The following is a 26,177-nucleotide window of genomic DNA, read 5'->3' as shown; positions in this document are numbered from 1 at the left end:
ATAATATGAATAATTATAAATATAAAAAGCCAAATATATTGTTTGAAGAAAGGATTAAAATTCTAATAGATGATTTAAACAAAGATTTTGATTCTGGAAAAATAAAAACTAAAGCAGAGTATTTTTACGAATTTAAGAATATGATTATTGATTTTTATAATAAACTTGGAAAACCATCATTTAAATTCTATGAGGCAGTATATATACCATCATTTTCAAACTATAGTGATATGTTAAAAAAAGCTAAATATGATATGCATGTCTTAATGTGTAGTTGTGAGAAAATAGGAAATGATTTACAAGTATATTTTAAAGATGTTAAAGAAGATACTGGTATATTAATGAAAAAATTAAACTGCATAGAAACAGAGATAAATGAACTAGATAAAAAAGTAGACTCTTTGAAAACAGTAAGTAATATGATTTATTCAGATGACTTTGTAAAAGTTAGTAATAGAAATAACTTGAATAATACTTCTTGCAGTGTATTATATGGAGCATTAACATTAGCAACAACATCGAGTAAATGTTTAAATGACAATATAAATATACAAGTTTTAGATATATCAAATGGCTTTCCTGGAAATACACATGAAATATATCCATCTTATAATAAAATAAAATATATTGGAGAAGATGACCCTCATATATATTTATCAGATATGTTAGATGGAAATGATGATACTTGGTTTGAGTTTGAAATGTATAATTTAGAATCTGATGTAAAAATAAAAACTGGAATGGTTGGATTTAAGTACAAAGAAGGTATAAGTTGGATAAGTGATGATAGAGTTTTAAAACTACATTTTAAAGTTTCTTTGGAGATACCTGTTAATATCAATTGGTTCAAAATTTCTGGTATACCAAGGCCAAATGTTAATCTACATAATCCTATAATAAAAAGAATAGTTGTAAGAGATAAATATGAAAATGCTCAAATATTACAATTAAATCAATATCTAGATGAAGAGCATATAATAACATTTGAATCGAGTATAGTTAAAGAAATTATAGTTGAATTAGAACAAGAGGACAGTAATTTTACTAAAGTATGTAGAGAGTATTTTTTAAATATAAATCCAACTAGAATTCCATATTTTTTTTATGACAGTGAGAAAGATTATGTACAATTTGATAAACCTCAAAAAAGTATAGAATTAATAGGGCTTAAATATAATCATGATGATAAAAATATAATTTATCCATCTACAAAAACAATAAACAATTTTTTGACAAGAGAGTATGTTAAATCTCAATTGTTTTATAAAAAGATAAGTGAAGATATTTATAAATTTCAATATGAAGAAGTAAGTGCAAGGAGATATGTTATAGGCATAAAAAATATTGATCTTAAATACAAAGTTTATGATATATATGGAGTATATCTATCACGTAAATTTTTATCAAATGAAAATATAAGGTCAATTACTTTAAATTCTAAAGATTACATACCTAAAAGATTTATAGAATATACAGATAAAAACAACAAAATTGATGATTATATTAAATATTATATAAGTTTTGATGATGGTTCAGTATGGACTAGGATAAGACCAAGACATAGAACTCAGTATGGCTCTTGTACAATAGTAGTAAATAGTAATGTATCAATTGTAAATAGAAATAAAAATGTTACATATGTTGATATGCTTAATGATGTAAAAGAATTTAGATTAAAAATAGAGTTATATAGACCAGAGGAAATAATTGATGAGTCACCTATAGTATATAGTTATAGTATAGATGTAGGTTCGGAGGAAATTATATGATGAACATTCAAGAGTATCAATTAAAAATTAAAGAAGAAGAGATAATAAAAAGGCTTTTGAATAATGGAGATTTAGTGACTTTTTATGAAGTAAATAAGTTTATAAGTGAATTTTTTGAAAAGAAAATAATTGGTTTGCCTTATTTTAAGCCAATTACATTATTACCATATCAAAATTCAGATAAAGAACAGTTTAATAATATGTTTAAAAATATAGAAGATGATTTGAAATCTATTTATGAAGTACATAATAATCATGTAGAGTCTTTTATAGAGACTGTAAATAAATATGATTTAGAAATAATAAATATATATAATGAAGCAAATAAGATTATTGCTTATTCAGAAATAGCAAATGAATTTTCAAGCCAAAAAATGGCTTATTACCCCTATGTTATAACTTTTAATACACTTGAAGATACAAATACTATAAACTTAGTAAAAAATAATATACCTAAGTCAACTTGTGAAATAGATTATAATACATCTACACTTAGAAATGAACTTCATTCAACCCCAGATGATAAAATAGATTTAAGTAAGTCAAATTTGAAAATATTATTAAATGGGCAAGAGATAGGTACAAGTTCAAATCTAAATTTAATATTAAATGAGGCTCTTAATGAAAACATATCATTAAATATAATGCCAATTAAAAATGAAACTCAAATAATTACAATTGACTTAGTGTTAGATGATATTAAAACAGTATCTAGAATTGAGTTGAGCGGTTACTCACTACAAGATACCATTATAACACTATTAATTTCTTCTGATAATAAGAATTTTAAAGAGAAGTTTAAATATCATGGAGAAAGAAATAATATATGGAGATTTAACAAAGAAGATATTTTATCGATTAAATTTATAATTGAAAAATATGAAATTGACCAAGAAGAAATAGATAACTTAAGTTCATTATTTGTATTAAACAATATTTCACTTTACAATGATAAGTATTCTAAAACTAGTGTGTATACAAGTAATAAAATTAAAATTGATGCACCTATATCAAATATAACATTAAATCCTAAAAATAAAATACCACCTATGACGAATATATCATATTTCATAGGTATAGAAGATAAAAATAATAGTGTAGAATGGAAGAATATAAAGCCAGGTGTAGCTTTAGATTTAAATCTTCTATGCAAAGAAGAAAAACTACTTAATTATTATACATCTGATTTATTTGGAAGACGTGACTTTGATATAGAATTAAAAAATTTTCTGTTTTATATACAACAACTTCCAGAACATGTAAACTTAAATTCTATTGAAATGAGAACAGGACATTCACAATGGATGATTGAGAGGCTGAATGTAAGTGATAAATATAATCAAGAATATCCAAGTTCATTGAAGGTATCTATAAATGACTATGCAAAACATAGAGTTACTGGAATAGCTCCAATGGATGCAAATATGATGGAAATAATGTGTAAAAGCGTATGGAATTATATGGTAATGAGTCAATATGTTAATTGTCTTGAAGATACTGTAATAGAAAATAAATATTTTAGTTTTGACAAAGACAAGGAAGTTTTTGATGTAGTTGTACTTGTAAATGGAAGACAAGTATTTAAAAAAGATAATAAGTATGCATTTAAGTTAAAAAAGGGAGAAAATAAAGTTCAAATAATGTTTTTACTTGGTGAATTAGATTTATCCGAGCCATTAAAAACCATCAAGCATAATTTTAATCTAATGTCTTATAGTGATTATATATTTGCTGGTCCAAAAATGAAAAGAATAACGTATAATTCTCTAGTGAAAGATATAAATCCTCATTCTCTTAAATATTATGCAATAAAATCTATAGATAATATGGACAATATAGTTACAAAATTTGACCCTAATTATACGATTAGCCCAAATGACCCTATAAATATTGAATTAAGAGAAAAAAGGAGTCCACAATACCAAAGACCAGATATAAAAATTAATACAGCTGAGTATTTTAGAATATTTATAAAATATAGACATATGTTGCCATCAACAATTGAAAAGTTAAAATCTATAAATGATGATAGCTTAATAAGATATAGAGTAATGGCTAAATTATCTACTTCAGATATATCTGTTACTCCTGTAATCAATAATATAAAGGTGGTGGCTGAATAATGTCAATAACACTATATGCTAAATCATCTGATAAAGAAAATAAGGTTAGTTTAAGTTGGGAGAATACATCAAGTTCACCTCACTTGTACAGAGTATTTAGAAAAAAAATAGGAGATGATTTTGGTAATTCTGTTGATGAAATATTTCAACCTATTTCTTTATGTGAACTAGAAAAATTAGAAAGTGACATAAAGGTATTGAATATACATCCAGACATAGGAGAAGAAATTAGTTTTAAATGTTATAGAGGTATTACATGGAGTATTAAGAAGTCTGCTTCTTTAAAAAAATGGATGGAAGAGCCTTGCAAAGAAGATGCAAGAGGATATGGTATGGCTAAGATAAATGTAACTCCTGTATCAAACAAAGAATTTTGTGAAAATCCAGATGATTTTTTAAAGGATACTAGTGGTATGTACATTTATGATGTAATAGTTATCGGATTTTCTAGTGGTGAAGATTATACTAATGAAAATAAGTTAAATAAGATAGCATTAGATTCTATATTTGAATTTATGAATACAAATAGAAGTGTTATTGCTAGTCATGATTTAATTTCATCCATATTTAGAGAAGATGAAAGTTTAAATAAGTTAAGGGAGTTTTTTAATGTAAAGATTGGAAAATGGAAAGGAGAGAATATATTTTTTGATAAAGGCTATGGATTTACAAGTTCTGTATGGGGAAATGAAGTAGTTGTAAATAAATTAGATTCAGTTGCATTATATCCATGGAATATTGTAAATAAAGAAGAAAAGATAAAAATATCATATACCCATACTACATCTAATTTTGCACATGGAGATATATGGTTTAATATAATACCACAAAAAACAGAAGGAGAGTCGAATTGGTCTACTTCACAAGAAAGAGCTGCTTCATATTATCTTACAACATGGAATAATACTGCCATGATTCAAATAGGACACAATATAAATGATATTGAAGATATAGAGGAAGATGAAAAGAAGATATTGGCAAATACTATTTTTAGAATGAAACAACTAACTGAAAATACGTCTATTGAAGACAAACCTGGAGATACCTCTATTCCAATTAAACCAAGTATAACAAATCAGTATACTACTGAAGATAGAAAAGTCATTTTGGAATATACTTCTAAAGATACAGGGAGTATATATCAATATTATGTAGAAGGAATAGATTTAAGTACAAAAACAGTAACAGAATCGAACATAGCCACCACAATAGTTACTACAGGCATAAAAGAGTACAATTGGTGTTTACATCCTGTAGAAAGTGATATTAATCCAATTATTTTAAATAATTCACATATTGTATACAATAAGACCCAAAGAGAAACAGTGATGACACAATCTCTACAAAAAGGATATTATATGTTTAGGATTTATACAACTGATTATTCAGGTAATAAATCTAAAGTAGAAAGTAAGATTTTTCATGTAGATGGTAAAGTAGACGAAACTTCAAACAGGGTATTAGATGAAGTTCCAAATGCTGTAAGATTTAATAATAGGTATAGGGGGCCACAAGAAAGTTGTAAGACAAGTTCGATGTACAATCAGATAGATTATAATATAAGAAAGTTAAGTGGTAAAATAGATAGATTAGGTGTAATGAAAGAAGAAGTGCTTATAGACTCAAATTATAGTTATGGAAGTTTTGTAGATATAATTGACAATATACAAGAAGAGATAGACATATTTTATGATGTAAGGGGAGATTAGATGAATAAACTTATCATTAATAACTTACCAGTATCAAACAGGAATGATTTTGGATATAAAGCCATAAACAAAAGTTCAATGCATAATGATAATCAGAATAATATGCTAAATGATATCCTAGATTTATTCAATAAAACTAATGAGATAGAACGTACATTAAATAATAAGATAAGTTTGATAAAACTTGAAAATGCTCAGTTGGAAGCTGTAAATTTAAACTTGATACAAAAGTATAATCAATTATTGAATAAGTATATTGATATACAAAAGTCTAATAAATCAAGAAGAAAAATAATATTACCTCAAGATTGTAAGACTGAGGAGAGTACATTTGGAGCTATAATAAACAATGTAACATCAGATATAACTATAAGACCTTCAAAAAAGATTTCAAAATTGGCTGTTTTTGATGATATATCAAATTCTATGTTTATTCCCAAAAGTCTTTCGGTTAAGACAAAAATTACTAGTTTTGGTGTCATATCAGAACAGGATAATGATTTATATGCACCTTTTTCTAAAGATAATAATCTATATTGGACAAAAAGAGTAGTTACAAGTAATTTCGTAGATTTTTTAGATACAGAGTATGAAATTACTCTTCCAGAGGATATTATGACTACATTAGAAATGAATGAAATATATATACATCCATTTTTATGTAGTGTAAAAAATGTATATGTAAGGTTTGGAGATTCCAGCTATTGGGAAGAAGTAGAGGGAATTGAATATCATTCAGCAATAACACAGAATAATTTAACAAATGAATTTTCAAATTCAGTTAGAGCATTTAGAATAAACTTTCCTAATAAAAAAGTTAATCAAATAAAAATAGTTTTAAGAGGTTATAATTATGAAGAATGTGAAACAAATCTAAGAACTTTTGTTTATGGTATAAAATCCTTAGGAGCTTATATAAATTATTATAATAATTATGAATCTTCTACATTTAGTTTTAAGTGTAATATTGATGAAAAGAAAGATGTAATGATTACAGGTATAACGCCCCACTTTAATAATAGCAGTGACACTGGAAAATATTCTAAAGACTTTATATTTGACGTATATTATGAAGATAAAGGAGAATATCATCATAAAATAGTAGATACTTTTCCATTTAAACCTCCTACAAAAAAATTGATGTTTAAATGCAGAATAGGTGAAATTTATAGTGAAATAAATATAAAGAGTATTGATATAAATTATACCTATTATGGAGATGACTTGTAGTGTTTTTAAGTGTGAATGATTGTATTTAACATTTTGCATATGATATAATTAGTAGTACAAATTTGGGGGTGGTTATTTTGATAGTGCTGATTTAGGATTTATAATAAAATATTTTAAGGTTTATAATAAAATATTAAAAAATTTTGTCTTTATTGAAAGACTTTTTTTTATTTTTAAATTGTCAATTGTGACAATTGACCTATATACTTTTATGCTTAGATTTATCATTAATAATGATAGATAGAGCGACATTAAAGATTAGGAGGTGAAAACTATACATTTATTATACAAAAATAAAAGTGAAATTAAAACAGTAACTAAAATAGTAAATCTTATTTTTAAAATTATTGATGAGTTAAAACTATTTGCTAATAATGTGGTGATATGTAATATAAATAAAGATGACTTAAAATATTATTTTTTGAAATTTGATTTACAAAATAAAAACTTGTTGTTTAATATAAAGCTTTACAATTCAATTACAAAAACAATTGTTATAAAAAGTTATGTGTTAACGGACTTGATAAGAGACTGTGAAACTAAAAAAATAGAATTAAAATTGAACTATGATGTCAAAAATATGATATTAAAATCAAAAGAGAATGTACATAAAGATATTACTGAAATTTATATATGATTTTATCAAGCTTATGGGGGGAGAAATATGAATTTTACTATTGATAAAAATATAGAAGCAAAGCATTACACTACAGGCGGTAGAGTTCCAAAGCCACCAGGAAAAGGAGAGGTAATGATATGTCAAATATGTAATAAGCCAATAATGCCAGAACAATTTTCAATAGATAAATATAAAAGAAAAAAAGAATTTAAATGGCATATACATCCAAAATGCTTTGAGTACATAGATAAAATGGCTGATAAATCAGTTCCTGGTTTACTTAATGAAAGAAGATATTTACTTGAGTAAATTTTTCTTGTATAAATGTATAGTTTTATAATCTTAATGGATAAGAAATGATAATATAATGCTAAGAAGGTATATAATATGGAGAAAAAAATAACTTATAAAAATAATATGCAAAAGTATGGAATGAGTGAATATCAAAGAATACATGATTTGGTATATGAGTTACAAGCTGGTTCAAGAGATGCCGCACAAGAATTAATTAATTCATTTAGAACAATGTTAAATAAGTATGTCTCTTTAATAGTGTATGGACAATATTCTATAGAAGATTACTCAATAAGAAGTTTTATTAAATTATTTGTAGAGGAAGAAAATGAACGACTAAAATTAAATTCATATTTTGTGAATGGCCATGGTCAAAGGGTAGCAGATAAGACAGTTGCAAAAATAGTTGGTATATTTTCAAATAATGACAAAGAAGACATACAACAGGAGATAAGCGCTATTTTTTTATCTATGTGTCATAAATATAAAGATACAAAGCCGTCTTTTCACAATCATGTCAAAAGAAATTTTCATTATTATGTCTTTAGACATTTAGAAAAACTATCTAAAGACCCAATAGCAAGAGGTCTATATTATCAGAAAAAAATATGTAAGATATATGATTCTGACCAACAATTACCTATAGAAGAAACAATTTGTGATAAAAATGCACAAAAAGAAATAGACGAAGTGCTCGATTATGTCGAGCTTTTTTATAAGTTACAATTGTCAATTGCGATAATTGAAAAAGATGTAGCTATAAATATATACGATGATGAATTTTTAAATAATAATTGGATTAATGGAATTACGTGTTCTAATATTTTTAAGGATCTTACAACATTTGAAAGACGAATATTAGTAATGTGGTATATGAAAGATAATACTGATTCAGAAATAGCAGAGCTATTTGGTCTTTGTAGAGGGACAATAAATAAAAAAAGAGCCTGTGCAAAATCTAAATTGAGAAAAGCTGTAAGATTGATTAATTATTTAAAGGAGTAAGAATTATTACTCTTATAAGATTTAGACCACTCTAATATAAAGAGTGGTCTTCTTGAGTATTATTCTAATTCGTTCGCAATAGTATTATAAAAATTTGCTGATTCTATTAGCATTTGTTTAAAGTCTGCAGACCTTTCATTGTAATAGGTTCTACCTTTTTCAGTTATTTTATAGAGCTTTTTACGTTCTTTTTTTGCTGCAACCTCAATAAGACCTTTTGTGAGCATTTTTTCTATTATTGGATACATAGTTCCATTACTAGGTTTCCAAGATAAATTAAAACTACCTATATAATCTGTAACTTCCTTTCCATAAACACAATCGTCTTTTTTTATCATCAAATTTAACGTGTACAGCTCTAAAAATATACTACTAGAAAATTTATTATCATTTTCTTTTGTATTTACCGCTTTCATACCCATTGTTGAATATTTCATATATTTTCTCCTTTTAAATATTATTTTACAAATTCTGATACAGTTTTAATAAATAATTTACATGATAAATAATTTACATTATGTATTTGAATAATATAATTGAATATACACTATGAATTTTAACTTATATTTTTTGTATAGTTTTTACACGTACTTGATTATTATTATATAACATCCAACAGTCGCAAACAACAATTAATAAGTTAGAAGATATTTAGTTTTTAAGCTATAAATAAAATTTCAAATAAAGGAATGGTGAATAAACATGTGTAATACCAATATACAAGAAGAAACTATTTTAGAACAAATAAAAAGGATAAATGAAGAAGATAACAATATAGTTACCAATATAGTAGATAATTTTATAAATAAGCTTTATGATGAAATTAATAATAATGAAAATTTTAGTCTAAAACATGGTTTTTTAACTATAGGAAAATTACTAGTTATTTTAGCACAGTCATTATGTGATAATGAAGAACATTTTTCTAAAGAGTGTGATTTAGCAAAAGATATAGTTTTAAACAAAATTATGGAAGCTATTATGCCAAAAGTTGATTGTGGAAAAGTTATTGATGAGGATTTTGATATAGAAGATTTATCAATAAGAAGAATAATGCTTACACTTGGAATAGCTATAGATTATATTATTTGGAAAACTGATTTAACAAAAAAATATCAAGAAAATAGTATTAAGTAGTTATATACCAAATAAGAGTTTTGACAAAGTAATATTTTGTATGGCAATATAAAGAGTAGATAAAGTATTAGGAGGAACATTGAGTGTTAAAAAAGTGGTTTGGTATTATGAAAAAGAGACAAAAAGTTGAGGCAGCAAAAGAAGAAGGTGAAATAATATTAAAAAATGAAAAAATTTTGTATGAAGAAAATTTAATTGATAAAGAAAAAAAGGTATTATGCTGTAAAGAGGAAGTTGTAAGTGAAGAAAATGAGTCTTTAAACCAAGAAGAATATTTGTCTAATAAAGAAGATAAAGTGTTACGCAAAGAAGAAGTGGTATGTGATAAAAAAAATAAAGTCTTATCTGAAGAAGAATTAATAATCAACAATGATAAAGAAGAATTAATAGTTAATAATGATGATACAACTTTAAATAAAGTAGAAATAATAATTGATGATATAGAAATAATAGAAAAAAGTATAAATAGCGAAGAAATACTAATTAATAAAAATACTATAGAATTAGATAAAAATGAAGTATTTATTACTGATGAATCTATCAACTTAAATAAAGAAGAAATACCGCTTGAAAGTAAAAAAACAGATTCTAAAAAATTTGAAGAAATTGAGCGAAGTGAAAATAATATTTTAGTAACAAACACTACTGAAGTTGAAGAAAAGCAAGTAATTGGTATAAATGAATATTTAACAGAAGAAGATTTAAATTACATAAAAGAAATAAAAATAAAACGAGGAAGAAGTATAAAAGCAATAAACTTATATACTAAAGAAGAGAAGACTTTTGATACTCATATTCAATGTAGTAAAAATCTTAAGGTACCACTTGGCTACATAAGAGAAAATTTAAAATATGGATATATGGATTACTTTGGAGAAGCTATAAATTATTTAAGTAAAGTGTTAAATGTAGAAGAATACTGTAAAAATGAGTGGAGCTATCTAGAAAATAGTAAATCTCCATCTGAGATATTTAATATTCTTAATGACAAAATATTTAGTACAAGACTTTCTGATAAAAGGAGAAATGAAATTTTAACTAATGATAAGATTGAAACAATAAAAATGAATTATAAGTTTGAGTGTATTGATGAAGAATATGATGAATATTTTAAAAAATATAAGTCTATAATCAAAAGAGGTGGAAAGAAAAAGATTGAATTAGTAAATAAAAAAGGCGAAGTATTAGAGATATTTAAGTCTTTAGAAGAATGTTCTATTTATTTGCAAAAAGAAAAAAATGAAGTTATACAAATGTTAAAGTATGGAGATACAAAAATAGGAAGAAATTTCATAAGATATAGTTTAAGAAATATTTAATTTCATTTTAAATTCATGAGAGTTTCATTTATGATTCACACATTTAATATTATTTTAATGTAAAATAATAAAAGTGAAGTATTGTACAATTAAATTTAAGGAGGATATTAATGTCTGAAGAAAAAAATTCAAAAGATAATACATTGAATGAAATTAAAAATTCAGAAAATGTAAGTTCTAAACAAGATGATGTGTCAGGTGAAAAAAATACTGATAACAAAATCAAAAAAAGAGAAATAAAATTAAGTAGTAAAAAGCTTAAAGCAATTGTAGCAATTGTTGCAGTAGGGGCAATTTGCTTGGGTGGAGGCTATGTCTCTGGAAAAGAAGCTGGAAGAAAATTACCAGCCACTTCAAAGCGTTATAATAGTAATGAAGTAGTAGCTACTATTGGGGATAAAAAAATTACAGGGGAAATGTTAAGAAAAAGAATGGAGCCATTATTTTATTTAAATGCAAAAAATACTATGAGTGATGATGAAATACGTTCATATGAATCAAATATGATTGAGACTATGATTACATCAGATATATTATCTTCAGAAGCAGCAAAAGAAAAGATAAGCATAACTAATGACGAATTAAATTCTCAATATGATAATCTAATGTCTAGCATAGAATCTGCAATGGGAATGACAAAAGAAGAGTTTCTAAAGCAATTTGACCTGACTGAGAAATATATAAAAGACGATATGAAAAAAGAACTAATAGCATCAAAATACTTAAATGAAGCATCAAAAGTAACAGATAAAGATGCACAAAGTTATTATGACAAAAACAAGAGCAATTATTTACAAGTTAGAGCTTCACATATTTTAATAAAAACTGTTGATGATAAAGGTAAACAAGTCAGTGATAGTAAAAAAGCTGAACTTAAAAAACAAGCAGAAGAAATACTTAAAAAAGCTGAAGCTGGAGAAGATTTTGCTACTCTAGCTAAAAAGTATTCTGAAGATAGTAGTGCAGAATCAGGTGGAGATTTAGGATTTTTTGGAAAAGGTCAAATGGTAGAATCTTTTGAAAAAGCTGCATTTGCTTTGAAAAAAGGAGAAATATCTAGTAAGCTTGTAGAAAGTGATTATGGATACCATATAATTAAGAAAACAGATGAAAAATATCAACCATTTGAAGAAGTAAAATCAGATTTAGTAAGTACTTTAACATCAGAAAAGCAAAACTTACTTATAAATGATTTAAAGGAAAAATACAATGTAAAAATTACAGATAAATATCAAATGAAAGCAAAGCAATAGATTAAATCAATTTATTAAAAGAAGAAAATATTAATATATATATCTAAAAGCTGTTTTTGTTCTTAAATAGAGAACTTAAACAGCTTTTATTATTTTATCATAAAATTAATTCGCCTAAAAATGAAATTATAAAAAAATAACATGCATAAATTAACAATGAAAACGTATTTTGAATTTAAATTATTTCATTGAAAATCTATATAAAATATAAAAAAAATAAATAAAAAAATTTAAAAGCTAAAAAAATACTATTCAAATATATATACTAAAGTTATTCTTTAAAAATACTTAAAAAAGAATATTTTTCATAATTTTAAAAATAATAATAAAAAAATGAAAATATTAACAATAATCTATTGAGTAATATAAAAAAAGATGCTATTATAAGTATGTGTTAAAATGATTAAGCTAATCTTAGTACTGAATTTAACTATAAAAATAATAAGGGGGCGTTTTTTTATGTCAAATACTGAAAGCGTATCTAAAAAAGCTAGTCATCCGAAGAGTTTTTGGCTTGTTTGTATGACAATTTTATGGGAAAGATTTAGTTATTATGGATTAACAGCTTTGTTGGTATTATTTTTTACAGCGAGTGTAACTCAAGGTGGTCTAGGACTTTCTACTCAAGAAGCAACTTCAATGTTTGGTTTGTTTACAGGTCTTATATATCTTACACCATTAATTGGTGGCTGGTTGGCAGATAAAGTTTTAGGTCAACAAAAATGTATATCTATAGGTGCACTTTTAATAGCAATAGGTGACTTTGTTTTGTTTGCATCATCTACATCTATTAATATGGTTTGGGTAGGTCTATCAATAATCATTTTAGGAAATGGTTTTTTTAAATCAAGTTGTTCCAATATAGTTGGTGATATATATCCTAAAACCGAGGTATCAAGAAAAGACGCAGCATATAGTTTATTCTATATGGCAGTAAATGTAGGTGCATTCATAGCTCCAATCATATGTGGACTGCTTTCTGATAATGTATTTGCAGTAAGAGGCGTAAACGGAGATATAGTGTCTTATGGATATAAGATGGCATTCTTAGTTTGTGGTATAGGTATGATGCTTGGTATGATTATATTTACACTTTTTGCGCCAAAGCTACTAAAAGAAGTTGGAAAACATCCAGTTACTAAGGGAAATAAAGGTGAAAAAATTGAGTATGGACCACTTACTAAATTAGAGAAAAATAGAATCATAGCAATGGTTGTATTATTCTTATTTGTAGTTTTATTTTGGACAGCATACTATCAAACACAAAGTTCATTTATGATTTATGTAAGAGACAATGTAAATAGAACTCTATTTGGATTTGAAATGCCAGTGGCATGGCTTACATCGTTAAATGCTATATTATGTGTAGCTTTATGCCCTGTATTAGCTGCTTTGTGGGTTAAATTATCTAACACTAAAAGAGGCGACTTTTCTATTCCAGTTAAAATGGGGTTGGGAATGATAATAATGGGTCTTGGTTTTATAGTTATGGTATTGGCCACATTAGCCAATGGTTCAGATGGGACAATAAAGGCTAGCATACTTTTTATAGTAGTAACCTATATATTTACAACTGTAGGGGAGTTATTTTTGTCTCCTATAGGTCTTGCAATGTTTAATAAATTAGCTCCAGCTAAATACGCTACATTATCTATGGGTGCATGGTATCTGACAAGTTTTTTTGCTAGTTTGTTATCAGGAAAAATTGCTGGATTTACAGCTACATTAGGTTTTTTGCAAATCTTTGGAGGAATAGCAGGAGTCTTAATAATCTTTGGTTTAATATTACTTGGATTAAGAAATATATTGACAAAATTAATGGCAATGGATTTGTTAACAGAAACAAAATAATCCACACTTAATTAGTGAAAATAAAGGAAATTACATTTGAATATAAAATCAAACGTAATTTCCTCTTTAATTATGAAAAAAAGCTTTACATAGATAGATATTGTAATTAAAATTATAATTGTGATAATTAGAGTGTATAAGATTTATATAAATTATATAAAAGGAAAATTTATGTAATAAACTTTACATACTTATATATTTAGTTATTCAAACTATTATTTTGAGGAGGTCTTGTTGTGAATATAAAAGACAGAGTAAATGAATTAAGAAGACTTATGGAAGAAAAAAATATTGATGCTTATATGATTCCGTCTTCTGACAATCATCAAAGTGAATATGTAGGAGATTACTTCAAATCAAGAGAATTTATATCAGGATTCAATGGTTCAGCTGGAACAGTTATTGTGACTAAAGATGAAGCTGGATTATGGACAGATGGAAGATACTTTATACAAGCAGAATCTCAATTAGAAGGAAGTACAATAAAATTATTTAAAATGGGACAAGAAGGTTGCCCAACTACTGATGAATATTTATATACAAATATTCCAGAAGGTGGAACTTTAGGTTTTGATGGTAAAGTTATATGTGCTAAAGAAGGAGCTACATTAGCTGAAAAATTATCTAAAAAAGGTATAAAAGTAGAATACCAATATGATTTAATAGATAGCATATGGTCAGATAGACCAGCTTTATCAGATAGTAAAGCATTTTTATTAGATGTTAAATACTGTGGAGAAAGTTTTAGTTCAAAGTTAGCTAGATTGAGAGAAAAAATGAGTGAAAAAGGTACTTCTACTCATGTAATAACAACTCTTGATGACATAGCATGGTTATTTAATATAAGAGGTGGAGATGTTAAATACAATCCAGTTGTACTTTCTTATGCAGTGATAACTTTAAAAGAAGTTTATTTATTTGTTGATGAAAGTAAATTAAATGAAGAGATATTAAATGAATTGGCTAAAGAAAATGTAAAAATAAAACCATATAATGATGTATATGATTTTGTAAAACATATAGATAAAGATGAAAAAGTTTTAGTTGATGGAACTAAGATTAACTATGCAATTTACAATAATATACCTTGTGGAGTTGAAAAAGTTGATGAGTTTAATCCAGTAATGTTCTTTAAGGCCCAAAAAAATGAGGTAGAATTAGAGAACATAAGAAATTCACATGTTAAAGATGGTGTAGCTTTCACTAAATTTATGTACTGGTTAAAGAATAATGTAGGTAAGATAGAAATAACTGAAATAAGTGCTACTGAAAAATTAGAGGGACTAAGAAGAGAACAAGAAGGATTCTTTGAACCAAGTTTCAATACAATTGCTGCATATAAAGAGCATGCTGCTATGATGCACTATAGTGCAACTCCAGAATCAAACTATAAGTTGGAAGCTGAAGGTTTATTCTTAGTAGATTCAGGTGGACAATATTATGATGGAACTACTGATATAACTAGAACTACAGTATTAGGATCTATAAGTGATGAATTAAAATTACATTTCACTTCTGTAGCAAGAGGTATGATAAATCTTTCTAAGGTTAAATTCTTACATGGTTGTAGAGGATACAACCTAGATATATTATCTAGAAGTTGTATGTGGAATATGGGAATAGATTATCAATGTGGAACTGGACATGGTATAGGATTTGTATTAAATGTTCATGAAGCTCCAAATGGATTTAGATGGAGAGTAGTTCCTGAAAGATTTGATAGTGCAGTTCTTGAAGAAGGAATGGTAACTACTAATGAACCAGGTATATATATAGAAGGTTCTCATGGTATAAGAACAGAAAATGAAATAGTAGTTAGAAAAGCTGAAAAGAATTTTTATGGTCAATTTATGGAATTTGAAGTTGTTACATTAGCTCCTATTGATTTAGATGGTATAGTTCCAGAATTAATGAATCAAGATGAAAAAGATTATTTAAACTGGTATCATAAATTAGTTTATGATAAGATATCTCCTTTCCTAACTGGTGAAGAAAGAGAATGGTTAAAAGTTTATACTAGAGCTATATAGTTTTGTAATTGAATACTATAAATAAATCGAGGCATTTTAATGCCTCGATTTTTGATATATTATCTATTAAACTTAAACATAGTTTTTACTTTGATAATTCTACAAGTTTTTTATTCATTATAAGTAATATAATTCCAAATAGCAATAAAAATGAAGGGATTACTATAAATACTTGTAACATACCAAGGTGGTCTATAATAGCCTGTGTATAACCAGATAATTTATTTGCTGCAAATTTACCTAAGAACCAAACACCCATTAAGAATGAAATATATTTTTCTGGTGAAAGTTTATTTACCATACCATATCCAACTGGAGAAAAACAAATCTCTCCTATACTTTGGAATGTTAAAAATCCAATTACCCAAAATACACTTGCTTTCTGAATTGAATTAGGGTTAGTTCCTGTTTGTATAACTGCGACTATCATGAATAAAAATGCTATAGCTAATAGTATAAACCCTAGACTCATTTTTGAAGGTACACTTAAATCGCCTTTTTTAGTCTGAGATAATTTTACCCAGACTAGAGCAGATATAGGGCCAAGGATGACACATAGAAGACCATTATATGAATCTATCCATGAGGTTGGTATTTGAAAATTACCAACAGTCAGATTTATGTGTTCTTTTGTATACAAAGCTATAGACATAGAAGCTTGATTATATGCTATCCAAAAAAATACTGTAAAAAAAGCTAATATTAATATTACTATTATTCTTTTTTTCTCAACTGAAGTTAATGGTTTTGAAGCAAGTAATTTTTTATATTCTAATGATTTCTTTATAGTTTCTTTTTGACTACTAAATTCATTACTTGAAGATTTATAAAATCTTTTGTGACCAAATATAAAGAATAATAAGCCTATTAAAACAGTAATTGAAGCAAATAAAAATACATATCTGTAACCATACATATTTATAGAAGTACCATTTTTCATAGCGAACCATTCATTAGCGACCAAACCACAGATTAAAGGACCGAATAATGTTCCCAGATTAGTAGCCATATATGTAATAGAAAAAGCGCCATCCTTTCTTGGGTCATCATTAGTATATAAGTTTCCAACTAAGGTATGTAAGTTTCCCTTATAAAAACCTATTCCTAATCCAGACAAGAATATCATGATGTTTACATCCATTTTGCTATTTGCCAGATATCCTAAAAAGTAGCCAATTGAAACCATTATCATTCCAAGCATAATACAATTTTTCGGACCTAAAAATCTATCACTAACCCATCCACCAATAACTGGAGAAAAATAAGTCCATGCTAAAAAAGATGCAAGCATTGATGCAGATTCTGCTGGTGTTAATCCCAAACCACCTTTAGATACTTGCTCAGCTAGAAATAACAATAGCACTAATTTCATACCATAGTATGCAAGTCCTACAAATGTAAATATTGAACAACAAAAATATAAATCCTTAGGCTGTTTAAGCTTTTCTTGAGTTTTTAAAATTGACATATGTCGAGAACCTCCAGACCAATAATTTAACAAAATTTTTCCACACTATATGAGTATATGTTTTTTTTATAAAGACGTCAACTTATGGCATAAGAAAACAAAGTGTTAATAATCTATAAAAATAGTATTATTTTATAGATTCAGTAATATTTTTTTACAAGAATATATGTTATTATTATATTAAAATACAACATATTATGGAAAGGATATGCCAATTTAGTAGTTAGATTGATTGTTTGGCAGGTGGGATGAGCTATGATAAGAAAGAAATCTGAATTACAAGTAGAAGTAAAAGAAAATTTAACTGGTGGGGTTGGAAAAGTTAAGCTTGAAAATATATTACAAATTGATGAGCTTAAAGGAAAAGGAAGATTATTTAAAAGAATAACTTTACCAGTAGGAAGTTCAATTGGTGTACATGACCATACAACTGATTTTGAGGTATATTATATATTAAAGGGAAAAGGTAAAGTTTTTGATAATGGGGAATTTGTAGAAGTAAATGAGGGTGATGTAATATACACTGCTGATGGTGAAGAACATTCTATAGAGAATATAGGAGAAGAAGAACTTGAATTTGTAGCAGTAGTCTTATATGTGTAAAATATGGAGGAGGAGTCATGACAAGCAAGATAGAAGAAATTAAAGACAAGATAAATAGATTTTGCAACTCCAATCTAAATCAAGAATATAAAGATATAAGTTTTAAAATCTTGCAAGACATTTTAGATAATAATAAAGAGATAATTCATTCTTCTAGAGCTGATATATGGTCTTCAGCTATACTAAACATAGTTTTGGAGCAAAATCTCTTATATAATAAGAAGCATCCATTACATATAACCAAAAAGGAATTTTCAAAAAAAATAGGTGTTTCTTTAAACACTATAAACAATAAATCATCATTGATAAAAGACGTTTGTAATATTGATTTCTTAAATCAAGATACTATTGCTATCTCTAATATTGAGTTTTGGGTAAGAGAGAGTAACTCTAAATCCAAAGCCATAGATTTAGAGTTAGAAAAGAAAAAAATACTTTATAAAAGATATATTAAACTATCACAAGAAGCTAAAAATCATATTGAGTCAATTAGGTATATGGAAGAAGCTGTAAACATTGGAAAAAGCATGATTACTAAAGAAGATAGACAACTTGGATTTTGGAAAGGTGTATCTACTAGAGCTTATATGGTAGCACTTGAGTCTCTTGCTAGGAAGTTAGAGAGTATTGATAATTTAAAGGAAGCTAGAAAGGTATTAGAGTATTTAATAGAAATCAATCCTGATGATGAGCAAGGAATAAGGTATAAATTACTCAATGTATTAATTAGGTTAAATGATAGAATAGCAATAAATAATTTATTTGAAATGTATAAAGAAGAAAAGTCTGCTACATGGATGTATAGCAAAGCTCTTTATTATTTTAAAAACAAAAATATGTTTTTAGCAAGTGATGCTATTAAAAGTGCTAAAAATAAAAATAAATATATTGGATTATATTTAATAGATTGGCGAAATGCCTTTGGTAGAGAGTTTGTTACAGCGGAAGAAAAGGGAGAAGCTGTCTATTACTATGATGAAAATATAGTACTTTGGAATGAAGTTAAAGGTTCTATGGATTGGTTACTGAAAAAAATGTTGGAATTTTCATAAAAAAAACTACTCCTTATTACTTATAAAAAAGTAAGGAGTAGTTTTTTTATTTATACATCTAATTTTAAATCTCCTGGTTTTATCATACCTTTTTTTCTCATAAATTCTGATATTATTAGAGTTACAATAGCAGGAAGTACAAAGTTAAGTAAAAGTATACCAATCCACATAGTTATTCCACCTTTTCCAGCACTTTGCATGGCAGTTACTGTTCCAAATTGTCCAACTAATCCACAAGTTCCCATACCAGAGCCAATAGGTATATTTTCCATTTTAAATATTGTTGTAGATAATGGGCCAAGTATTATTGAAGCTATTGTAGGTGGTATCCAAATTTTCCAGTTTTTTATTATATTGGGAACTTGGAGCATGGATGTACCAAGTCCTTGAGCTACAAGACCTCCTACTCCATTTTCTCTAAAACTCATAACAGCAAAACCTATCATTTGGCAACAACAACCAACAGTTGCTGCTCCACCAGCAAGACCTCCTAAACTAAGCATCATACAAATAGCTGCACTACTTATAGGTAATGTAAGAGCTATTCCAACCAGTGCAGAGACTAGAGCTCCCATTATGATGGGTTGCATAGTTGTAGCTTGCATTATTATGTTTCCAAATGAAGTCATAAATGCAGAAACAGCTGGTCCAATAAGTTCTGCCACAAGTACTCCAATTAGTATTGTTACAGCAGGTGTAACTAATATATCTACTTTTGTTTCTTTTGAAACTAATTTTCCAATCTCTACAGCAAAAAGTGTAGCGACAAATGCCCCAACAGGACCCCCTAATTCGTTACCACAAGCTCCAACAAGTGCACAAGAAAATAGCACAAGTGGAGGCGCTTGAAGTCCATACGCAATAGCCACTGCTATAGCTGGACCTGTAACTTGTTTAGCAAGAGGGCTTATAACTTCAGTAAAAAGAGAAATATTGAAGTTGTCTCCTAATGTGTTAAAAATTGTTCCAATTAAAAGGGAAGAAAAAAGACCGAGTGCCATGTAACTTAACGCATCAATAAGATACCTTTGAACAGAAATTTCAATGTTTTTTCTTTTAGCAAATGATTTGAAATCTTTTTTTTTGTAATTGATTTCCAATTTAAAGCCCTCCTTATATAATACAAGTATAAATTTCTTTTGAATTAATTATATAACTTTTTAGCTGACAAGACAAATGTTATTTCACTAAAATAAGACTATTGTAATAGTAAGAAATTAACACTAATTTTAGTTTTAAATTTTAAATTTATGGTTTATAATTAGTATAGGGATATTCTGAAATATAATACTTTTCCAGTTTATCCCAATATTTAACTTAGGTAGATTGCTTACAAAACAAATGATTATATATTAGGCTAAAGGAAGTGGATAGATGAGATTTGTAGAAAATAAGAAATACAGAAAAATTGCCATAATTATATCTATTCCTATATTGCTTGTTGCGCAGTACTACCTTTTTAAATTTGGAATACTTAGACCAATGGTAAAGGGAGTGGAAATCGAAATTGTAGATGGGGAATATGTTAAAGATTTAGATAAATATGTAGTAAAACTAAATGAAACAGTTACTTTGTCTACTGGCGAATATATCAAGGTTCCTTCATATGCTAAAGACCCAAATATTTGGTTTAATGTGTTGGATAATTCAGGGACTTTAAAAATAGATGGAAATAAGATGACAGCATTAAAGGTTGGGTATTCTTCTGTGGGTATTATGAAGAATTCAAGAGTGTTGAAAAAGGCTACTATAAAGGTAGTAGACCCAGAAGTAGAATCACTAGATATGGAGATTAATGGGGATTTAAAACATGTTGGTGATAGTGCTACTATAGAAAGTACAATAGAGGTTGATTATGACAAATTTAAAAAGTCATATAAACCTATCTATAAGAGTAGTAATGATGATGTGCTAAAAATTAAAGGAAATACAGTAAGTGCAGTTGGAGTTGGAAAAGCCACAATATATGCTAAGTGTGGAAATAAAGAAGTAGAGAGAACCTTTAGAATTCAAGCTAGAGTTGCCGAAATAAATATGAATGATGTAAAAATAGAAGTTGACCAAAATGAGAAATTAAAACCAGATATAATAACTTCTCCACCAGGTTTAGAACCACCAAAAATACACTATGAGTTGGCCGATTCAAAATTACCTGTGGAAAGAGCTATAAGTCTAAGCGGTGATGGAAGTGTAGTAGGTCTTAGAGAAGGTAAAGAAAGAGTAAGGATAACTTGTGGAGATAAGTCTAAAATAATAACTGTAACAGTAGTCAAAGAAACTATAACTAATGATTATATACAGAATTTAGTAGGTTCACATAAAATAGTAAATAACAAAGTTATTATTAAACTTGAATGGGATTATATGAAAGATGTTTTTGACTATGATATATATCTTAAAGACAAGTTGTCAGAAGAATCATTTAAGAAAATCAAATCTATAACTGTAAATGAAAGTGATTTAGGAAAATCACAAAAAGTATATGCTACTATAGAAATTGATGTAAAAGATAATCAGAGTATAGATTATGATATTTATGTTCTAGGTAAGAAAGACTCAGATACAACCAAGCCAAGTAATATAATAAACATTACTAATATGAATGGTAATGGCAACTCAGATAATAATGATAACATACAAAACATGAAGGTTGAAAATATATCCGCTAATGTTGACAGAGATAACAATGTTATTAGAGTTAACTGGAGCAGTGTATCTCATAAAGAATGTACCTATAGTATATATATAAAAAATAATACTAATGGAGATGGTGAGTTTACTTTGTATCAAAGTGATATAAAAGGGAATGAACATACTATAAGTATCCCTGAAGGAGATTTAAATTTAGATATATATGTAGTGGCAAATTACAATGGACAAAATTCTAAAAATAGTGATGTTATAAATGTAAGATAAATTTATACAAAAATTTAGAAGTGTTAGATTTATGATTTATTAATAAATCAAATCATTATAAGAAGAGGATAGTATGGGAGTAATCATACTATCCTTTCTATTTTATTGAAACATACTGGTGTTAAATTTTTAGTGTGAAAATTATTGTAAAAATGAAAACATAAAAGGCATATATATCATACCAGATTATCATAATCCAACAACGCATTCTATGTCTAACTTATCATGTAAGAAAATAGCAGAGATAGCAAAAAAGTATAATATCATAATTATTGAAGAAAGAAAAGATGAGATTATAAAAAGAAATGAAGCTACTAATAAGATTTTATCTGAGTATAATTTAATTAAATAAATAAAAATGCGGAGAAATTTATTATAATAAACCTCCGCTTTTATTATTTAATGAAATACTTTACTTTCTATTAAAATTTTAACTTTAATCATCTTGAAAATATAATCGTTTTATGGTAAAATAATTCTTAAAAATAGAAATAATTAATCATTTGTTAAAAAAAATGCATAATAAATTGTAATTTATTGACTATAGTGGGAAAATATTCACAAATGTATAAAATAACAGAAAAAATGCAAAAATAAAATCAATTTCATATGTTATAAAATCTATATGGCAAAATTAAATTTGCCTATCAGAATGATATAAACACATCAGAAAGGAGGATGCTATCAATAATGGAAATTAATTAATTTTGGTAGCTAAAAATTATGAATGAACAAACTAGAATATCCTTAGAGAGAGCTGCTGAACTAAAATCAAAAATTGATGATTATATTCAGGCTAGGAAAACAATTAACAGAGGTCTTGAAAAAGAAGAAGAGATAAATAAACGAAAACAAAACATATTAAGCATATTAAATGGAACAGAAGAAGACTGGAATAATTACAAATGGCAATTATCAAATAGAATCACAGATGTAGATACTTTATCAAAGATTATCAATCTAACTAAAAAAGAAAAAGAATATATAAAAGAAGTTGGTACTCAATTTAGATGGGCAATATCTCCATATTATTTGAGCTTGATAGACCCAGATGATATATGTGACCCTATAAAATTACTTTCTATACCGACACATATAGAATTGGAAGATGAACAAGATGATTTAGACCCAATGGGAGAAGAGTATACAAATCCAGCAGGATGTATAACTAGAAGATATCCAGATAGATTAATAATAAATGTAACAAATGAATGTGCTATGTATTGTAGACATTGCCAAAGAAGAAGAAATATTGGTCAACAAGATTCTCATAAGTCGAAAGCTGTTATACAAGAATCTATAGACTATATTAGAGAAAATGAAGAAATAAGAGATGTATTAGTAACTGGTGGAGATGCTCTTACATTAAAAGATGATTATTTGGAATGGATTCTTAGCCAACTTAAAGAAATACCACATGTTGATTATGTTAGATTAGGAACTAGAACTCTTGTTACCATGCCACAAAGAGTTACAGATGATTTTTGTAATATGCTAAAAAAATATCATCCTATATATATAAATACACATTTTAATCATCCGATGGAAATAACTAAAGAATCTAAAGAGGCTTGTGAAAAATTAGCAAATGCAGGTATACCATTAGGAAATCAAGCCGTGTTATTAAATGGTATAAATAATGATAAATTTGTAATGAGATGTTTAAATCAAGAATTACTTAAAATAAGAGTAAAACCATACTATATATTCCAAAGCAAACATGTAAAAGGAACAAAACATTTTAATACATCAGTAGATGATGGTCTTGAAATAATGGAATATCTAAGAGGATATACATCAGGAATGGCAATACCAACATATATAGTTAATGCTCCAAAAGGAGGCGGTAAGACTCCATTACTTCCACAATACCTTGTATCAAAAGGAACAGATTATGTTATGCTTAGAACATGGGAAGGCAAAGTTATAAAAATGGAAGATGAACCAGCTGTAGATATAAAGAAACTTATAAAAGAGCAAGCACAGGATTAATAAAATATTTAAATATATAAAAAGAAACAACTTTAAAATAAAAATAAAATGGATGCTAAATTTATATCAATTTGCATCCATTTTTATATTAGTTAATTATTTTATTTATTATTTTGTTGTTGATTAACCAATTCAAGGTATCCACTTGGATGGAAGTAATATATCTCAGAAGTATTTTCATTTACAAAATAACCAATGTCACCATCTGCATCTGGTAAAAATACATATCCATTAAGATTTTTAGCTTTTAATGCTTCAAAATCGCTAGCATTTCCTTGATATATGTAATCAACTTTATTGTTGTATTTTACTAAAAGTTCTTTGGCTTGCTCTTGAGTCAATTTAGTACTTTGACTTACAGGAACATTCTTTTGAGAATCAGCATAAGAAGATTCATTTACTGGTGCAGTTAATAATAAACAAGATAAAACTAATAAAGATATAAGTGCTTTTTTCATACTAAAACCCTCTTTCGTAATTAATTATATAAGATTCATTTCTTAATAATATTATATGTTTTCTATAATTAAATATTACCATTAAAGAGGATAATATTACAGTTACACAGCTGTAACCTTTGATTACAAAATCGTAATTAAATTGTATTTTTATTCCATTTGTATTTTATCATGTCTACGATTAACAAATTCACAAAAGTATATTTTTATTACACCCATAACAGGAGCAGATAGAATCATACCAGGTATACCAAAAAATCCTCCACCAACAGTAACTGCTAGTATTGTAAAGAATGGGCTAAGCCCTAGCTGTCCACCTACAATTTTTGGTTCTATAAATGCAACTTCTACTTGTTGAATTATTATTAAGTAAATTAAACAAGTTAATGCAGTTGTCGGATTGTAGAATAAGTTGATTACTACAACTGGTGCCATACCTATTACTGGGCCAAAATATGGAACCATATTCATAATACCCATTAATGTACCAAACAATAGGGCATATTCAGACTTTAAAAAGTATAGACCAATTCCAGAAAGTACTCCAACTACAAATGAATCTAAAATTTTGCCTGTAAAGTATTTACCAATATTTAAATTTAAGCTTTGACACAATTCTATTATAAAGTCTCCATATTTTTTACCTAAAGAAATATAAACAATTTTCTTTGTAAATTCTAAGAATCTTTCTTTTTCTAATAATATATAGAAACAAATTATAAAACCTAAAACAAGTTGTACTATAAATTTTCCAACAGAGAAGGTAGTACTAAAGATTCCTCCAAGTGAACCAATAAGCAAGTTACTAAACTTGGGCATTACGCTCATAATTTTATCACCATATTCTTTTAATGTATTAGGGTCTACTGATTGTAAGCTTTTTCCTAAATCAAATAAAAATTGTTCTGTCTTGTCTATATACATAGGAACTTGAGTTACCAAATCAGCCAAACTATTTACTATGGATGGAACTGTAAATAGTATAAAAGATATTAATATAACTATTAATACACCATAAGTAAGAAGCAAAGAATATATCCTTTTAAAATTAAGTTTATTTTCTAAAAACTTTACTAATGGATTAAATACATATGCTAATACAAAGGCTATTATAAATGGAGTTAGTAGTGACATCAGTAAACTTATTACTCCAAAAAAATATTTGTAATTATCAATAACTTTAATCAAAATATATGAAATAACTACAGTAAGTATAATATTTAAATGAATTTTTTTATCTTGCAAAACAACACAACCTTTCTTATATTTATTAAGTTTATATTTACTTAAATTTAAAATCAAGTTAATATTTATAGCTTATTATACAATAAAAAGTAGTATTAATATAG

General features: G+C 26.7%; 22 protein-coding genes. 17 read left to right on the top strand and 5 right to left on the bottom strand.

What is annotated here, in order from left to right; all coding sequences use genetic code 11:
- The first annotated feature begins 5 nt into the window (after nt 1-5).
- The 7 genes from IC758_RS12335 to IC758_RS12305 all read left to right on the top strand — a co-directional run bounded on the left by IC758_RS12335 (nt 6) and on the right by IC758_RS12305 (nt 8,749).
- Nucleotides 6-1,769: a hypothetical protein gene (locus IC758_RS12335; protein WP_227824064.1), complete on the top strand. Its 1,764-nt coding sequence runs from the start codon at nt 6-8 to the stop codon at nt 1,767-1,769.
- Entirely contained in the window at nt 1,766-3,892 is a 2,127-nt protein-coding gene (locus IC758_RS12330; protein ID WP_227860496.1) for a hypothetical protein, read from the top strand. The genes IC758_RS12335 and IC758_RS12330 overlap by 4 nt, the downstream gene beginning before the upstream one ends.
- Nucleotides 3,892-5,601 carry a hypothetical protein gene (locus tag IC758_RS12325; protein ID WP_227835737.1) on the top strand — a complete coding sequence of 570 codons (1,710 nt, stop codon included), beginning with the start codon at nt 3,892-3,894 and terminating at the stop codon, nt 5,599-5,601. The genes IC758_RS12330 and IC758_RS12325 overlap by 1 nt, the downstream gene beginning before the upstream one ends.
- Complete coding sequence (locus tag IC758_RS12320) at nt 5,602-6,831, top strand: hypothetical protein (RefSeq protein ID WP_227824061.1); 1,230 nt, start codon at nt 5,602-5,604, stop codon at nt 6,829-6,831.
- 265 nt (nt 6,832-7,096) lie between these two features.
- Nucleotides 7,097-7,468, top strand: a complete 372-nt coding sequence (locus IC758_RS12315) for a hypothetical protein (protein ID WP_227835408.1) — start codon at nt 7,097-7,099, stop codon at nt 7,466-7,468.
- A 27-nt stretch (nt 7,469-7,495) separates the two neighbouring features.
- The gene (locus tag IC758_RS12310; protein WP_227824060.1) at nt 7,496-7,759 is read left to right on the top strand and encodes a hypothetical protein; all 264 of its coding nucleotides are present in this window, start codon (nt 7,496-7,498) and stop codon (nt 7,757-7,759) included.
- A 78-nt stretch (nt 7,760-7,837) separates the two neighbouring features.
- Entirely contained in the window at nt 7,838-8,749 is a 912-nt protein-coding gene (locus IC758_RS12305; RefSeq protein ID WP_227824059.1) for a helix-turn-helix domain-containing protein, read from the top strand.
- Nucleotides 8,750-8,808: 59 nt separating this feature from the next.
- Here the strand turns inward: IC758_RS12305 and IC758_RS12300 are convergent, their stop codons facing one another.
- Nucleotides 8,809-9,186 (bottom strand): PadR family transcriptional regulator, encoded by a 378-nt coding sequence (locus tag IC758_RS12300; RefSeq protein WP_227824058.1) that lies wholly within the window; start codon nt 9,184-9,186, stop codon nt 8,809-8,811.
- A gap of 265 nt (nt 9,187-9,451) precedes the next feature.
- Between IC758_RS12300 and IC758_RS12295 the strand changes: the two genes are divergently transcribed.
- The 5 genes from IC758_RS12295 to IC758_RS12275 all read left to right on the top strand — a co-directional run bounded on the left by IC758_RS12295 (nt 9,452) and on the right by IC758_RS12275 (nt 16,339).
- Nucleotides 9,452-9,886, top strand: coding sequence for a hypothetical protein (locus IC758_RS12295; protein WP_227824057.1), 435 nt, complete (start codon nt 9,452-9,454; stop codon nt 9,884-9,886).
- 83 nt (nt 9,887-9,969) lie between these two features.
- Nucleotides 9,970-11,205: a hypothetical protein gene (locus IC758_RS12290; protein ID WP_227835409.1), complete on the top strand. Its 1,236-nt coding sequence runs from the start codon at nt 9,970-9,972 to the stop codon at nt 11,203-11,205.
- 110 nt (nt 11,206-11,315) lie between these two features.
- Entirely contained in the window at nt 11,316-12,458 is a 1,143-nt protein-coding gene (locus tag IC758_RS12285) for a peptidylprolyl isomerase (protein WP_227482760.1), read from the top strand.
- 459 nt (nt 12,459-12,917) lie between these two features.
- Nucleotides 12,918-14,309: a peptide MFS transporter gene (locus tag IC758_RS12280; RefSeq protein ID WP_227437297.1), complete on the top strand. Its 1,392-nt coding sequence runs from the start codon at nt 12,918-12,920 to the stop codon at nt 14,307-14,309.
- 236 nt (nt 14,310-14,545) lie between these two features.
- The gene (locus IC758_RS12275) at nt 14,546-16,339 is read left to right on the top strand and encodes an aminopeptidase P family protein (RefSeq protein ID WP_227851577.1); all 1,794 of its coding nucleotides are present in this window, start codon (nt 14,546-14,548) and stop codon (nt 16,337-16,339) included.
- An 85-nt stretch (nt 16,340-16,424) separates the two neighbouring features.
- On the opposite strand, the gene IC758_RS12270 is transcribed toward IC758_RS12275, so the two are convergent.
- Entirely contained in the window at nt 16,425-17,807 is a 1,383-nt protein-coding gene (locus tag IC758_RS12270) for a peptide MFS transporter (protein ID WP_227437294.1), read from the bottom strand.
- 255 nt (nt 17,808-18,062) lie between these two features.
- On the opposite strand from IC758_RS12270, the gene IC758_RS12265 reads away from it, so the two are divergent.
- Nucleotides 18,063-18,410: a cupin domain-containing protein gene (locus IC758_RS12265; RefSeq protein ID WP_227437292.1), complete on the top strand. Its 348-nt coding sequence runs from the start codon at nt 18,063-18,065 to the stop codon at nt 18,408-18,410.
- Nucleotides 18,411-18,427: 17 nt separating this feature from the next.
- The gene (locus IC758_RS12260; protein WP_227437290.1) at nt 18,428-19,462 is read left to right on the top strand and encodes a DUF6398 domain-containing protein; all 1,035 of its coding nucleotides are present in this window, start codon (nt 18,428-18,430) and stop codon (nt 19,460-19,462) included.
- Nucleotides 19,463-19,512: 50 nt separating this feature from the next.
- Here the strand turns inward: IC758_RS12260 and IC758_RS12255 are convergent, their stop codons facing one another.
- Nucleotides 19,513-20,562: a PTS transporter subunit IIC gene (locus tag IC758_RS12255; protein WP_227855528.1), complete on the bottom strand. Its 1,050-nt coding sequence runs from the start codon at nt 20,560-20,562 to the stop codon at nt 19,513-19,515.
- Between the two features lie 274 nt (nt 20,563-20,836).
- Between IC758_RS12255 and IC758_RS12250 the strand changes: the two genes are divergently transcribed.
- The 3 genes from IC758_RS12250 to eam all read left to right on the top strand — a co-directional run bounded on the left by IC758_RS12250 (nt 20,837) and on the right by eam (nt 24,370).
- Nucleotides 20,837-22,378, top strand: a complete 1,542-nt coding sequence (locus tag IC758_RS12250) for a hypothetical protein (RefSeq protein ID WP_227482757.1) — start codon at nt 20,837-20,839, stop codon at nt 22,376-22,378.
- A gap of 211 nt (nt 22,379-22,589) precedes the next feature.
- Nucleotides 22,590-22,730, top strand: coding sequence for a hypothetical protein (locus tag IC758_RS12245; RefSeq protein WP_227482756.1), 141 nt, complete (start codon nt 22,590-22,592; stop codon nt 22,728-22,730).
- Between the two features lie 371 nt (nt 22,731-23,101).
- Complete coding sequence (gene eam, locus IC758_RS12240; RefSeq protein WP_227437286.1) at nt 23,102-24,370, top strand: glutamate 2,3-aminomutase; 1,269 nt, start codon at nt 23,102-23,104, stop codon at nt 24,368-24,370.
- Nucleotides 24,371-24,471: 101 nt separating this feature from the next.
- Here eam and IC758_RS12235 read toward each other — a convergent pair whose 3' ends face one another.
- Nucleotides 24,472-24,828 carry a hypothetical protein gene (locus IC758_RS12235; protein ID WP_227437284.1) on the bottom strand — a complete coding sequence of 119 codons (357 nt, stop codon included), beginning with the start codon at nt 24,826-24,828 and terminating at the stop codon, nt 24,472-24,474.
- Between the two features lie 150 nt (nt 24,829-24,978).
- On the bottom strand, nt 24,979-26,073 hold the full coding sequence (locus IC758_RS12230) for an AI-2E family transporter (RefSeq protein WP_227437282.1): 1,095 nt from the start codon (nt 26,071-26,073) through the stop codon (nt 24,979-24,981).
- Nucleotides 26,074-26,177 lie beyond the last annotated feature (104 nt).

The sequence above is a fragment of the Clostridioides sp. ES-W-0016-02 genome (genome assembly GCF_020641035.1).
Classification (GTDB): Bacteria; Bacillota; Clostridia; order Peptostreptococcales; family Peptostreptococcaceae; genus Clostridioides.
This window is presented reverse-complemented; position numbering and strand designations above follow the sequence as displayed.

Bases quoted from the DNA above. Each gene is read 5' to 3' on its own strand.
- IC758_RS12335 (WP_227824064.1), top strand. From the start codon at position 6: ATGAATAATTATAAATATAAAAAGCCAAATATATTGTTTGAAGAAAGG.
- IC758_RS12330 (WP_227860496.1), top strand. From the start codon at position 1,766: ATGATGAACATTCAAGAGTATCAATTAAAAATTAAAGAAGAAGAGATA.
- IC758_RS12325 (WP_227835737.1), top strand. From the start codon at position 3,892: ATGTCAATAACACTATATGCTAAATCATCTGATAAAGAAAATAAGGTT.
- IC758_RS12320 (WP_227824061.1), top strand. From the start codon at position 5,602: ATGAATAAACTTATCATTAATAACTTACCAGTATCAAACAGGAATGAT.
- IC758_RS12310 (WP_227824060.1), top strand. From the start codon at position 7,496: ATGAATTTTACTATTGATAAAAATATAGAAGCAAAGCATTACACTACA.
- IC758_RS12305 (WP_227824059.1), top strand. From the start codon at position 7,838: ATGGAGAAAAAAATAACTTATAAAAATAATATGCAAAAGTATGGAATG.
- IC758_RS12300 (WP_227824058.1), bottom strand. From the start codon at position 9,186: ATGAAATATTCAACAATGGGTATGAAAGCGGTAAATACAAAAGAAAAT.
- IC758_RS12295 (WP_227824057.1), top strand. From the start codon at position 9,452: ATGTGTAATACCAATATACAAGAAGAAACTATTTTAGAACAAATAAAA.
- IC758_RS12285 (WP_227482760.1), top strand. From the start codon at position 11,316: ATGTCTGAAGAAAAAAATTCAAAAGATAATACATTGAATGAAATTAAA.
- IC758_RS12280 (WP_227437297.1), top strand. From the start codon at position 12,918: ATGTCAAATACTGAAAGCGTATCTAAAAAAGCTAGTCATCCGAAGAGT.
- IC758_RS12270 (WP_227437294.1), bottom strand. From the start codon at position 17,807: ATGTCAATTTTAAAAACTCAAGAAAAGCTTAAACAGCCTAAGGATTTA.
- IC758_RS12265 (WP_227437292.1), top strand. From the start codon at position 18,063: ATGATAAGAAAGAAATCTGAATTACAAGTAGAAGTAAAAGAAAATTTA.
- IC758_RS12260 (WP_227437290.1), top strand. From the start codon at position 18,428: ATGACAAGCAAGATAGAAGAAATTAAAGACAAGATAAATAGATTTTGC.
- IC758_RS12250 (WP_227482757.1), top strand. From the start codon at position 20,837: ATGAGATTTGTAGAAAATAAGAAATACAGAAAAATTGCCATAATTATA.
- IC758_RS12245 (WP_227482756.1), top strand. From the start codon at position 22,590: ATGTCTAACTTATCATGTAAGAAAATAGCAGAGATAGCAAAAAAGTAT.
- eam (WP_227437286.1), top strand. From the start codon at position 23,102: ATGAATGAACAAACTAGAATATCCTTAGAGAGAGCTGCTGAACTAAAA.
- IC758_RS12235 (WP_227437284.1), bottom strand. From the start codon at position 24,828: ATGAAAAAAGCACTTATATCTTTATTAGTTTTATCTTGTTTATTATTA.